General features: G+C 49.6%; 11 protein-coding genes. 9 read left to right on the plus strand and 2 right to left on the minus strand.

The window, feature by feature from the left end; translation table 11 throughout:
* Window positions 1–170: 170 nt before the first annotated feature.
* The 9 genes from bolA to K7X24_RS05010 all read left to right on the plus strand — a co-directional run bounded on the left by bolA (window position 171) and on the right by K7X24_RS05010 (window position 11,107).
* Window positions 171–485, plus strand: a complete 315-nt coding sequence (gene bolA / locus K7X24_RS04970) for a transcriptional regulator BolA (RefSeq protein WP_224553385.1) — start codon at window positions 171–173, stop codon at window positions 483–485.
* Window positions 486–803: 318 nt separating this feature from the next.
* On the plus strand, window positions 804–2,108 hold the full coding sequence (tig, locus tag K7X24_RS04975; RefSeq protein ID WP_224553387.1) for a trigger factor: 1,305 nt from the start codon (window positions 804–806) through the stop codon (window positions 2,106–2,108).
* A gap of 610 nt (window positions 2,109–2,718) precedes the next feature.
* The gene (gene clpP / locus K7X24_RS04980) at window positions 2,719–3,342 is read left to right on the plus strand and encodes an ATP-dependent Clp endopeptidase proteolytic subunit ClpP (protein WP_224553390.1); all 624 of its coding nucleotides are present in this window, start codon (window positions 2,719–2,721) and stop codon (window positions 3,340–3,342) included.
* Between the two features lie 163 nt (window positions 3,343–3,505).
* The gene (clpX, locus tag K7X24_RS04985; protein WP_039485483.1) at window positions 3,506–4,780 is read left to right on the plus strand and encodes an ATP-dependent protease ATP-binding subunit ClpX; all 1,275 of its coding nucleotides are present in this window, start codon (window positions 3,506–3,508) and stop codon (window positions 4,778–4,780) included.
* Window positions 4,781–4,972: 192 nt separating this feature from the next.
* Window positions 4,973–7,354, plus strand: coding sequence for an endopeptidase La (gene lon / locus K7X24_RS04990; protein WP_224553392.1), 2,382 nt, complete (start codon window positions 4,973–4,975; stop codon window positions 7,352–7,354).
* A 197-nt stretch (window positions 7,355–7,551) separates the two neighbouring features.
* The gene (gene hupB, locus K7X24_RS04995) at window positions 7,552–7,824 is read left to right on the plus strand and encodes a nucleoid-associated protein HU-beta (RefSeq protein ID WP_005976031.1); all 273 of its coding nucleotides are present in this window, start codon (window positions 7,552–7,554) and stop codon (window positions 7,822–7,824) included.
* Window positions 7,825–8,218: 394 nt separating this feature from the next.
* The gene (ppiD, locus tag K7X24_RS05000) at window positions 8,219–10,099 is read left to right on the plus strand and encodes a peptidylprolyl isomerase (protein ID WP_224553394.1); all 1,881 of its coding nucleotides are present in this window, start codon (window positions 8,219–8,221) and stop codon (window positions 10,097–10,099) included.
* 138 nt (window positions 10,100–10,237) lie between these two features.
* Complete coding sequence (locus K7X24_RS05005; RefSeq protein ID WP_224553396.1) at window positions 10,238–10,603, plus strand: helix-hairpin-helix domain-containing protein; 366 nt, start codon at window positions 10,238–10,240, stop codon at window positions 10,601–10,603.
* A gap of 105 nt (window positions 10,604–10,708) precedes the next feature.
* Complete coding sequence (locus K7X24_RS05010; RefSeq protein WP_224553398.1) at window positions 10,709–11,107, plus strand: acyl-CoA thioesterase; 399 nt, start codon at window positions 10,709–10,711, stop codon at window positions 11,105–11,107.
* 96 nt (window positions 11,108–11,203) lie between these two features.
* Here K7X24_RS05010 and queC read toward each other — a convergent pair whose 3' ends face one another.
* Together queC and K7X24_RS05020 are read right to left on the minus strand one after the other, a co-directional pair.
* Window positions 11,204–11,899 carry a 7-cyano-7-deazaguanine synthase QueC gene (queC, locus tag K7X24_RS05015; protein ID WP_224553399.1) on the minus strand — a complete coding sequence of 232 codons (696 nt, stop codon included), beginning with the start codon at window positions 11,897–11,899 and terminating at the stop codon, window positions 11,204–11,206.
* A gap of 99 nt (window positions 11,900–11,998) precedes the next feature.
* Window positions 11,999–13,075 (minus strand): PLP-dependent cysteine synthase family protein, encoded by a 1,077-nt coding sequence (locus K7X24_RS05020; RefSeq protein WP_263499237.1) that lies wholly within the window; start codon window positions 13,073–13,075, stop codon window positions 11,999–12,001.
* Between the last annotated feature and the right edge of the window lie 90 nt (window positions 13,076–13,165).

Below are 13,165 nucleotides of genomic sequence, written 5' to 3' on the forward strand. Positions count from 1 at the left end.
ATCAAGACCGTCGATGATATATCAACCCGTAGCGTACAGCTTTCTTCTCTCGATGCTGTTTTTACGCATAACAGGTTGAAAAACGATGAGGTTATAATGATTCGTGCATCGGTGAATGACAGTAATGTCGCGTTGATATCAAATTTTCCCCAAGCCGAAAGGGTAGCCGTATGATGCGTGAAACGATAGAAGACAAGCTGCGTGTGGGTTTTGAACCCGTTCATTTAGACGTGACTGATGAGAGTTATCGTCACAACGTACCTGCGGGAGCAGAAAGCCATTTTAAAGTTGTGCTGGTCAGCGATAAATTCACGGGCGAACGCGTGATTGGGCGACATCGTGCGGTCTATGCCGTGTTGGCTACGGAGCTGGCAGGGCCAGTGCATGCGTTAGCGCTGCATACGTATACGGCAAAAGAGTGGACCAGTTTGCAAAATGCCGTACCTTCTTCACCGCCTTGCGGTGGCGCTGGCATCCTTTCTTAAGTCATTAATATGGCCCGTTCCTGACATATCGGGGCGGGTTACTGACAAAAGTGTGAATCCGTTGCTGTAATAGTCCGCCCGCCGTTCTCGACTCATCCTCTCTATATCGCTATAATACGCGTCTAATTTTTTCCTGAATGTATTCGGGACGCTTCTGACTACAAGGACGGGGTTGGCAATTTCCCGGTTCTGCGAGGTTGATTTGAGCTGTACGCCTTCGGTGGCGGCAGTCTGAATAAGTGTCGCTGTCGTGAGAGTTTTTCGTCGCGAGAATAGTTTTGGGGTTGACCGATCACTGTGATTTTTTGAGGTAACAAGATGCAAGTTTCAGTTGAAACAACTCAAGGTCTGGGACGTCGCGTAACGATTACCGTTGCTGCTGACATCATTGAGAGTGCGGTGAAGAGCGAGCTGGTCAACACGGCCAAAAAAGTACGTATTGACGGTTTTCGTAAAGGCAAAGTGCCGATGAATGTTGTTGCTCAGCGTTATGGTGCCTCTGTGCGTCAGGACGTATTGGGTGACCTGATGCAGCGCAACTTTGTTGATGCGATCATCAAAGAAAAAATTAATCCGGTTGGCGCGCCTAACTACATCCCTGGCGAATATGCTGTAGGTGGCGACTTCACTTACTCTGTTGAATTTGACGTGTACCCAGAAGTCGAGCTGAAAGGTCTGGATGCAATCGAAGTTGAAAAACCGGTTGTTGAAGTCACTGATGCTGATGTTGATACCATGCTGGACACGCTGCGTAAGCAACAGGCGACTTGGAAAGAAACTGACCGCGCTGCGGCAGCGGAAGATCGTGCAACGATCGATTTCACCGGTTCTATCGACGGTGAAGTCTTCGAAGGCGGAAAAGCGTCCGACTTCGTTCTGGCAATGGGCCAGAATCGCATGATCCCAGGCTTTGAAGATGGCATCGTTGGGCACAAAGCGGGTGAAGAATTCACTATCAACGTGAACTTCCCAGAAGATTACCACGCTGAAAACCTGAAAGGAAAAGCGGCTCAGTTCGCTATCGTCCTGAAGAAAGTTGAAGAGCGTGAGCTGCCTGAACTGACTGAAGAATTCATCAAACGTTTCGGCGTGGCTGATGGTTCTCAGGAAGGTCTGCGTGCTGAAGTTCGTAAAAATATGGAACGTGAGCTGAAAGGTGCGGTGCGTAACCGTGTTAAAACTCAGGTTCTGGACGGACTGATCAACGCCAACGAAATCGACGTGCCAGTTGCACTGATCGATGGCGAAATCGACGTTCTGCGTCGTCAGGCTGCGCAGCGTTTTGGCGGCAACGAGAAGCAAGCGCAGGAATTACCGCGTGAGCTGTTCGAAGAGCAAGCTAAACGCCGCGTTGTTATCGGTCTGTTGCTGGGCGAAGTCATCAGCAGCAATGAGCTGAAAGCTGACGAAGCACGCGTTAATGCACTGATCGAAGAGATGGCTTCTGCTTACGAAGATCCGCAGGAAGTTATCGAGTTCTACAGCAAAAACAAAGAGCTGCTGAACAACATGCGTAACGTCGCACTGGAAGAGCAAGCGGTAGAAACTGTGCTTTCTAAAGCGAAAGTCGTTGAGAAATCAGTGAGTTTCAACGAACTGATGAATCAAACTACTACGGCATAAACTTTGTTGATATCAACATCGTTTATTGTGTAGTGAGATGCTTTCTATCAAAGCCCGTGCCTTATGGCGCGGGCTTTTTACTGTCAGTTTTAAACCACCTCCTCGGAGGTAATGCCAGTCAGTTGCTTAACTGACTGGCGTAGGGGACCCCACGTATAAATCCACCTCTTCAAGAGGTGGATTTATACGACAGTCTGGGTAATCGTGATTCCGCTGATGATCGCTTGATCCTTTACCTCTGGTGCTTAACGCCTTCGCTCCTGTCAGACAATACGCAAGAAATGATCGCCTGAAATTGCACTATTATTAAGTTAGGCGAAGAATTTATTAGATCAGGCAAAGAGTTAAACCACAGATTTGCTGTGTCGATGACGTGTTAATAATAAAATAATTGGCTCTTTAATAGAGAGCGATTGATAGTGTAAGCTTGAAATACAATGCATGTGCCCCCACTCACTTAGAGGAAAAGTTGGCGCAGCAGGTAAGGATTCTTGGTGGTATGAGTTGTTCAGCAGCGACGGGACAGGGTTCCATAGTCATCCCCCTCTATCTCTAGTAGAATTGAGCAACGCAATAAGAGTGCCGGACGCATTTTATCTAGGAGACGTGAATGTCATACAGTGGCGAACAAGAAAGACAAGCACCTCATATGGCGTTAGTGCCGATGGTGGTTGAACAGACCTCGCGTGGGGAACGTTCTTACGATATCTATTCCCGTCTGCTAAAAGAACGGATAATCTTCCTGACTGGTCAGGTGGAAGATCACATGGCGAATCTGGTTGTAGCGCAGATGCTATTTCTGGAAGCCGAAAATCCAGAAAAAGATATTTATCTGTACATTAACTCTCCAGGTGGCGTTATTACTGCAGGTATGTCCATTTACGACACTATGCAGTTTATCAAGCCGGATGTCAGTACGATCTGTATGGGGCAGGCTTGTTCAATGGGCGCATTCCTGTTAACTGCAGGTACTAAAGGCAAACGTATTTGCTTGCCTAATTCGCGTGTCATGATTCACCAGCCGTTGGGCGGTTTCCAAGGTCAGGCAACGGATATTGAAATCCATGCCAAAGAAATACTGAAAGTGAAAGCCAAAATGAATGAGCTGATGGCGAAACACACGGAACAACCTCTTGGAGTGATAGAGAGAGACACCGAGCGCGATCGTTTCCTCTCTGCCAGTGAGGCAGTAGACTACGGTTTGGTAGACTCCGTATTCACTAACCGTGGGTGATAATTCGCCATATTAGCGGTCTGGTGTAGCTAAAAATCAGTGTTCGACCGATAGTCTGTTGTGCGAGGTTATTTTACGCGTATTAGCTATAAGTATCGGCGTTCGTTGTAGCGGTATCGCTGTGGTTGGCCTGCGGGCAAAAGACGAAAAAGAGGTTTAACTCATGACAGATAAGCGCAAAGACGGTTCAGGAAAGTTACTGTACTGCTCTTTTTGCGGCAAAAGCCAGCATGAAGTGCGTAAGCTGATTGCCGGGCCGTCGGTGTATATCTGCGATGAATGTGTTGACTTGTGTAACGACATTATTCGCGAAGAAATTAAGGAAGTGGCGCCCCACCGTGAGCGCAGTGCGTTGCCGACGCCACACGAAATTCGCCGCCACCTTGACGATTACGTCATCGGTCAAGAGCAGGCCAAGAAGGTATTGGCCGTTGCGGTGTATAACCACTATAAACGCTTGCGTAATGGTGACAGCAGCAACGGGATCGAACTGGGTAAAAGTAACATCCTGCTGATCGGTCCTACGGGGAGCGGTAAAACGCTGCTGGCCGAAACGCTGGCGCGCTTCCTGGACGTTCCGTTTACTATGGCGGATGCGACTACGCTGACTGAAGCGGGCTACGTCGGTGAAGACGTTGAGAACATCATTCAGAAGCTGTTGCAGAAGTGCGATTACGATGTGCAGAAAGCGCAGCGCGGCATTGTCTACATCGATGAAATCGACAAGATTTCTCGTAAGTCAGACAACCCATCGATCACCCGCGATGTATCTGGTGAAGGCGTTCAGCAGGCTCTGCTGAAGCTGATCGAAGGCACTATCGCAGCGGTTCCACCGCAGGGTGGACGTAAGCATCCGCAGCAGGAGTTCTTGCAGGTTGATACCTCCAAGATCCTCTTTATCTGTGGCGGTGCGTTCGCGGGTCTGGACAAAGTGATCGAGCAGCGTACTGACACGGGACGCGGTATTGGTTTTAACGCAACAGTTAAAGGCACCGCAGATAAAGCGACAGAAGGCGAGTTGTTGGGCAAGGTTGAGCCAGGTGATTTGATTAAATTCGGTTTGATTCCTGAGTTTATTGGTCGTCTGCCAGTCGTTGCTACGCTGAGAGAACTGAGCGAAGACGCGCTGATTCAGATTCTGCGTGAGCCGAAGAATGCGCTGACCAAACAGTATCAGGCGTTGTTCAATCTGGAAGGCGTCGAGCTGGAATTCCGTGATGAAGCGCTGACGGCGATTGCCAAGAAAGCGATGGTGCGTAAAACCGGTGCACGTGGTCTGCGTTCTATCGTTGAAGCTGCTCTGCTGGATACCATGTATGACCTGCCATCGCTGGAAAGCGTGGATAAAGTCGTCATTGATGAATCCGTTATTGCGGGCCAGTCCGAACCATTGCTGATCTATGGCAAACCTGAGACACAGCAGGCTTCCGGCGAATAATTAATCAATTTGGCTGTATCAAAAAATAAAAATGGGGGATTTTATCCCCCATTTGTTTTTTACACGCATGCTGGTCGTTGAATGTGAGACATTTATCCCCATATACTCAAATACCTATTTGATGAAACCCGTGAAAACCGCGTTTCACGAGATTCCCATAACCTGGCGGAAACGAAACTAAGAGAGAGCTCTATGAACCCTGAGCGTTCCGAACGCATAGAAATCCCCGTATTGCCATTGCGCGATGTGGTGGTTTATCCGCACATGGTCATTCCGTTGTTTGTTGGTCGGGAGAAATCGATTCGGTGCCTTGAAGCCGCAATGGATCATGATAAGAAGATCATGCTGGTGGCACAGAAAGAAGCTTCAACGGATGAGCCAAGTATTAACGATCTTTTCTCGGTAGGGACGGTAGCCTCAATTCTTCAAATGCTGAAACTGCCGGACGGCACGGTAAAAGTGCTGGTCGAGGGGTTACAGCGTGCGCGTATTACGACGCTTTCTGACAGCGGTGAACATTTCGCTGCACACGCAGAATATCTTGATTCCCCAGCGATTGATGAGCGCGAGCAAGAAGTGCTCATGCGCACGGCGGTCAATCAGTTTGAGGGATACATCAAGCTGAACAAGAAGATCCCGCCGGAAGTGCTGACATCTCTGAACAGCATTGATGATGCTGCGCGTTTGGCCGACACTATTGCTGCGCACATGCCGCTGAAATTGGCTGATAAGCAGTCTGTACTTGAAATGTTCGATATTACTGAACGTTTGGAGTATCTGATGGCGATGATGGAATCCGAAATCGACCTGTTGCAGGTAGAAAAACGGATTCGTGGCCGCGTTAAGAAGCAAATGGAAAAAAGCCAGCGTGAGTACTATCTGAATGAGCAAATGAAAGCTATTCAGAAAGAGCTGGGTGAGATGGATGACGCACCGGATGAACACGAAGCGTTAAAACGCAAGATTGAAGCGGCAAAAATGCCGAAAGACGCGCGTGAGAAAGCCGAAGCAGAATTACAAAAGCTGAAAATGATGTCACCGATGTCAGCGGAAGCGACAGTGGTGCGCGGCTATATCGACTGGATGGTGCAGGTGCCGTGGAATGCGCGCAGCAAAGTGAAGAAAGACTTGCTGAAAGCGCAGGAAATGCTGGATATCGATCATTATGGTCTGGAGCGCGTGAAAGAACGCATCCTTGAATATCTCGCAGTACAGAGCCGTGTCAGCAAGATCAGGGGGCCGATTCTGTGTCTGGTGGGGCCGCCTGGCGTGGGTAAAACTTCGCTCGGTCAGTCTATCGCCAAAGCGACCGGACGTCAGTATGTGCGCATGGCGCTGGGTGGCGTGCGTGACGAAGCGGAAATCCGCGGGCACCGTCGTACCTATATCGGTTCAATGCCGGGCAAACTAATCCAGAAAATGGCAAAAGTTGGTGTGAAAAACCCACTATTCCTGCTGGACGAGATCGACAAAATGTCTTCTGACATGCGTGGCGATCCGGCTTCTGCCTTGCTGGAAGTGCTCGATCCTGAGCAGAACGTGGCGTTTAACGATCACTATTTGGAAGTCGACTACGATCTGTCCGATGTGATGTTTGTTGCGACGTCTAACTCCATGAACATCCCGGCACCGCTGCTTGACCGTATGGAAGTCATTCGTCTTTCCGGCTATACCGAAGACGAAAAACTGAATATCGCCAAACAGCATCTGCTGCCGAAACAGATCGAACGTAATGCGCTGAAAAATGGCGAACTGTCGGTAGAAGACAGTGCAATTGTTGGCATTATCCGTTATTACACGCGTGAAGCTGGCGTGCGTAGCCTCGAGCGTGAAATCTCCAAGCTGTGCCGTAAAGCAGTAAAAACGCTGTTGATGGATAAATCCACTAAGCATATCCAGATTTCGGGCGATAACCTTAAGGATTTCCTTGGGGTACAGCGTTTTGACTATGGCCGTGCGGACGATGAAAATCGCGTAGGGCAGGTGACCGGACTGGCCTGGACGGAAGTTGGCGGCGATCTGCTGACGATTGAAACCGCCTGCGTGCCGGGCAAAGGTAAGCTGACTTATACCGGTTCGTTGGGTGAAGTCATGCAGGAGTCGATTCAGGCTGCGCTTACCGTGGTTCGCGCCCGTGCAGAAAAATTAGGCATCAATGCTGATTTTTACGAGAAGCGTGATATCCACGTTCACGTTCCAGAAGGTGCGACGCCAAAAGATGGTCCGAGTGCGGGTATCGCTATGTGTACCGCACTGGTTTCTTGTTTGACCGGGAATCCGGTGCGTGCCGATGTGGCGATGACGGGTGAGATTACCCTGCGTGGTCTGGTGCTGCCGATTGGTGGTCTGAAAGAGAAACTGCTGGCAGCACACCGTGGTGGAATCAAGACGGTCTTGATTCCTGATGACAACAAGCGCGATCTGGAAGATATCCCACAGAACGTGATTGCCGATCTGGAAATCCATCCGGTGAAACGTATCGAGGAAGTATTGGCGTTCGCATTGCTGAATGCGCCTTCTGGCATGCAGGTGGTCACGACGCCTAAAGCCAAGGCCAAAGCCAAGGCAAAATAGTGACCTGTCGCAAAAACCCTTGAGAAAATCAGGGCTGGTGAGTGAAATCGTGCTTGCCAGCTTTTTTTTGTACCGCTAAGTTAGAGCACTGTTAGTTTTAGCCATAACTGGCTAGGCATGACAGTATTGATAATAAGTCACGTGTCGCGTCTTGGGACATTGAAGCGCGATAAGAGAATTCCAGAGGGGATGACAGAGTGAACAAGTCACAATTGATCGACAAAATTGCCGCAGATGCTGATATTTCCAAAGCGGCAGCAGGGCGTGTGTTGGATGCAATTATTGGTTCCGTTACCGAATCCCTGAAAGAAGGGGATGATGTTGCGTTGGTTGGTTTTGGTACTTTCTCAGTGCGTGAGCGTGCTGCTCGTACCGGCCGTAACCCGCAAACTGGTAAAGAAATCAGTATCCCTGCGGCGAAAGTACCAGGATTCCGTGCTGGTAAAACGCTGAAAGACGCCGTTAACTGATTATTACGTCACAGGTTTGGCTGATAACCACTTTGGGCGCCAAACAATACCTGACGCAATGATATTGGTAGGGTAAGATACGAGGCGCATCATTTTATGATGTGCCTTTTATTTATATAGGATTTTACCCTAAATAATTCGAGTTGCGTGAAGGCGGCAAGAGAGGGAATCCCGATGAGCTTACTTAAGTAAGTAATTCGGGTGACTGAACGTAGCCAACGCACATGCAACTTGAAATATGGCGAGTATATACATACCCGACACATGGCAGAACGTGGCGGGCAACAAGCTTAAGTGCGCCCTAGCCTTGTATTGGGCTATAGCAATCGCAAGGATGCAGGCTTCGGCCAGCGCAGGGAGTTTTATCCATTCTACAGCGGAGTGTTGTCACATTATGATGGACAATTTACGTACGGCCGCGAATAACGTCGTGCTCAAAATTATTCTTGCTTTGATCATCGCATCATTCGTTCTAACTGGCGTTGGTGATTATCTTATTGGTGGTTCAGGAGATTACGCTGCAAAGGTGAACGGGCAAGAAATTACCCGCGCACAGCTTGAGCAGGCGGTACAGAACGAACGCAGTCGTCAGCAGGAAGCCTTGGGTGAGAATTTCTCTCTTCTGGCGAGTAATGACGGCTACATGCAGCAATTGCGTAAGCAGGCACTCTCCCAACTCATTGATGAAACCTTGCTGGATCAGTATGCCAACAAGCTGGGACTGAACATCAGTGATGAGCAAATCAAACAGGCAATCTTTGACGTTCCTTCGTTTCAGACCAACAACCGTTTTGATAATGAAAAGTATCTGGATCAGGTTCGTCGTCTTGGCGTAACGCCGGATATGTATGCTCTGATGCTGCGTAAACAACTGACTTCACAGCAGCTGATTCGTGGTTTTGGCAATACCGCGTTCCTGCTGCCGCAGGAGATCGATAATCTGGTGAAACTGGCTGCACAAGATCGCGTTGTCCGTGTCGCAACCATTGATATTGCAGCCAAGGCGAAAGCCCAGACGGTTGCTGACGATGAAGTCCAGAGTTATTACGATCAAAATAAAGGGAATTTCATCGCACCAGAAGAATTCAAAGTCAGCTATATCACGCTGGATGCGGCAAGCATTATGGACGGCGTGAAAGTAGACGATGCTGCCATCAACGATTTCTACGAACAGAACAAGAGCGACTATTCCCAACTTGAGCGCAAAAAATTCAGCGTTATTCAGGTGAAGAATGAGGCTGATGCAAAGTCTGTTCTGGATGCGCTGAAGCAAGGTGGTAATTTCGCTACGCTGGCGAAAGAAAAATCAACGGACGTTATCTCGCGCCGCAACGGTGGCGATCTGGGGTGGATGGACGAAAACAGCATGATTGATGAGCTGAAGCAGGCAAAACTGACGGAGAAAGGTCAGGTTTCCGAAGCGATTAAATCTTCTGTTGGCTATCTGATTGTGCGTCTGGATGATGTTCAACCGCAGCAGGTCAAACCGCTGAACGAAGTGCGTGCCGAGATCGCTGAGAAAGTGAAGCATGAGAAAGCGCAGGATGGCTACTATGCGCTGCAACAAAAAATCAGCGAAGCGGCAAGCAATGACAACGAGTCTTTGGCCTCAGCAGAAGAAGCCGCTGGTGTGAAAGCCACGCAGACCGACTGGTTTACGCGTGAGAAAGTTCCCGCTGCGCTGAACTTCCAACCGGTAACGCAGGCTATCTTTAGCGGTACGCTGTTGGGCGAAAACGGTGCTGCGGGCAACAACTCCGATGTGATTAACGTCGACGGCGATCGTGCTTTCGTTCTGCGTATCACTGAGCACAAGCCTGAAAGTACTCGCCCTCTGGATCAGGTGCGTACTGAGATCGTCGAGGTGCTGAAACGTCAGAAGGCTGAACAGCAGACTCGTGTAGACGCTGAAAAAATTCTGGCTGAGCTGAAGCAAGGTAAAGACGATGCGCTTAAAGCGGCAGATCTGAGCTTTGGTGAAGCAAAAACGATGTCTTCTATCTCTCAGGGTGATGCAACGGCCGAAGCAATCTTTGCTATGCCACACCCAGAGAAAGATAAGCCATCTTATGCGATTACTCAGGATCAAGCCGGTAATGTCGTGCTGGTCGCGCTGGATAGCGTGACGCCACATCAGCTAAATGATGAGCAGAAAACACAGTTTGCCAGCCAGGTTCAGCAAGGTTCTCTGGGCGCGCTGTTTGATTCTCTGCTGTCCAGCTTGCGTAGTGAAGCGAAAATTAAGATGGGCAATGCGGCGCAAGAACAGCAATAAGCTCCGCAAAAATTTGCAAATCGTTGCAACAACAAAAGGCCGCTTTCGCGGCCTTTTCCACATTTAAATTCTGCTGTTTGCGGTGTTGATGAGTCTGCGGCAAGGTAGCCGTGCTGTCACACACAAGGAGGAAACAGCATGAAAAAATCAGGAATAAAAGCACTATGCTTAATCATTGGGATGAGTTTGTCGGGGTTGCCATTGCTGGGTCAGGCGGCACCTAAATCCGCCGACAGTACGGCGACAGCGGTGAAGTCTGCGCCAGCAGATCAGAAAGTGGAAAAAGCAACGCTTCCTGATGGTGATGAGGATAAGGTAAGCATTAATGCAGCAAGCGCTGCTGATTTGGCTGAAATAATGAACGGTGTCGGCCTTAAAAAGGCGGAAGCGATCGTTAGCTATCGTGAGCAACATGGTCCTTTTACCCAGATCGATCAATTAACGGAGGTCCCAGGAATTGGGGCTGCGTTGGTTGAGCGAAATCTCTCTCGTTTAAAACTGTGATATCAGTCGCAGCCCAGTCGAGCACTTCTTCTGGGCTGCGAACCTCTGCTAGGCTAATTATCAGGTCATACCAGCTGTTGGTGTTGTCACAGGAGTATTACTGCAATGCAGACTTTCATTACCGTTCGTGGTTATCACATTGATGTTTATCAGCACGTTAATAACGCGCGCTATCTTGAGTTTCTGGAAGAAGCGCGTTGGCAATGGCTGGAAACGTTGCCCGCTTTTGGCTGGATGCATAGCAACAATATTGCTTTCGTCGTGGTGAATATCAATATCAACTATCGCAAGCCAGCCGTTCTCGGTGACGTGCTACGTATTGATAGCGAACTGCTACAGATGAATACGAAAAGTGGCGTGCTCAGTCAGAAAATAACCCGGGCATCTGATGAAAGCGATGTGGTTGATGCCACGCTGACGTTTGTCTGTATCGATTTATTGACGCAAAAATCACTGCCGCTGGAGGGAGAGTTGCTGGAACACCTAAACGAGATTCGCCGTTAATATGAAGCAACAGGCCACTACCTGTAAGGCGTGGCCTGCTGTTTTTAGATTGTGTGATGTTTCTGCGTGTCGGTTTCTGAATGGTGGCGTGAAATATCAGCGTAATCCTGCTTTCTGCTTCAGCGATGCCATCACAGCCACGGAATCATTCTGATACTGCGCAAGCCCGTTTGCGCGTAAATGGCAGGCGGCACACTGACCACACCCATCACCCTTGCTCCCGTTATAGCAGGTTAGCGTGTGGTAACGAACGGTATCGAGTTGCTGGTAATGATCCGCCAGCGCCCAGGTTTCGGCCTTATTAAGCCACATCAGCGGGGTTTCAAAACGGATATCGCGGGCAATACCTAAAACAATAGCCTGATTCAGTGCCTTGACGAATTCATCGCGACAATCTGGGTAACCGGAAAAATCGGTCTCACACACGCCGGTAATGACGGCTTCCGCACCAACTTGATAGGCGTAGATAGAGGCGAGCGTCAGGAAAAGAATGTTTCTTCCCGGAACAAAAGTGTTGGGGATGCCTTGTGCATTAGCGTCGTAATCGGGGACAGGGATACTGTCACGCGTCAGGCTGCTGGTGGCGAGCTCATTCAGCAAGCCGACGTCCAGAACCTTATGTGCCGTTGCCCCCAGTTTCTGGCTGAGTTCCCGAGCGACATCAATTTCAGCACGGTGACGTTGCCCATAATCGAAGGTGATGCAGTGGACGTCATCATAATCTTGCAGAGCCTTAATCAGGCAGGTTGTGGAATCTTGTCCACCGCTAAAAACGACAACAGCACGCTTCATTCTTCATTCACCTTAATGCGGGGTGTGATGTAAAGCCGCTATGTTACCTGAAAAATAGCCCGTATTCAGCGCTGAGGCTGTGCGCTGAATACACCAGCCTCACACCGGGCTGAGTTCCGGCATGAGAGGTGACATTTCTGGGGCGTTCAGGGCATCAAGGTAGGGGCTTATGTCGCCGATATTTTTTTCTACCCAACCGCTGTTGTAGTAGGTGTCCAGATAGCGTTCGCCGCTATCGCATAGCAGGGTCACAATCGCGCCTTTTTGACCCCGACTCACCATCTCTTTGGCCAGTTGCAGCATACCCCAGACGTTGGTGCCGGTAGAGGCACCTGCTTTGCGGCCTAACACGCTTTCCAGCCAGTACAGCGTTGCGATGCTGGCGGCATCCGGCACTTTGATCATGCTATCAATGACGTCAGGAATAAAAGAAGGCTCGGCGCGCGGGCGACCAATACCTTCTATCCGGCTACCACATGGCCCTGTGATGGAGCGATCCCGCTGTTGGTAGCAGTCGTAGAAGACGGAGTTTTCTGGGTCGACAACGACCAGTTGCGTATCCAGTCCCTGATAGCGAATGTAGCGTCCGAGCGTGGCTGACGTACCGCCAGTTCCTGCGCTCATCACGATGTAATCTGGCACGGTATGCGGTTCACGTGCCATTTGGCGGTAAATGCTATCGGCAATATTGTTGTTGCCGCGCCAGTCGGTGGCACGTTCCGCGTAGGTGAACTGATCCATATAATGGCCGTTCATCTCTTGTGCGAGCTGTTCGGATGCAGCATAGATTTGTCCCGCCTGTTCGACAAAATGGCAGCGCCCGCCATAGAAAGCGATTTGCTCGATTTTTCTTTTTGCGGTACAGGAAGGCATGACGGCGATAAATGGCAGGCCAAGTAAACGTGCAAAATAGGCTTCTGACACGGCAGTGCTGCCGGATGACGCTTCGATAATTGGCGTGCCTTCTTTAATCCAACCGTTGCACAGCCCGTAGAGAAATAAGGAACGAGCCAGGCGATGTTTCAGGCTACCGCTGGGGTGGGTGCTTTCATCTTTGAGATAAAAATAGATACCGGGGTAGTCCGGCAGGGTCAGTCGGATAAGATGCGTATCAGCTGAGCGCTGAAAATCTGCTTCGATAGCGCTGATGGCATTTTTAACCCAGGCATTGGTCATGATAAAAACTCGGTTAGGCAGTGATGCGAATAGAGTAACGAGTTTTCAGGATAAAAAGGTTATCTTTTTATCTCTACATGACCAATTTAA

The sequence above is a fragment of the Pectobacterium versatile genome, from assembly GCF_020166435.1.
Classification (GTDB): Bacteria; Pseudomonadota; Gammaproteobacteria; order Enterobacterales; family Enterobacteriaceae; genus Pectobacterium; species Pectobacterium versatile.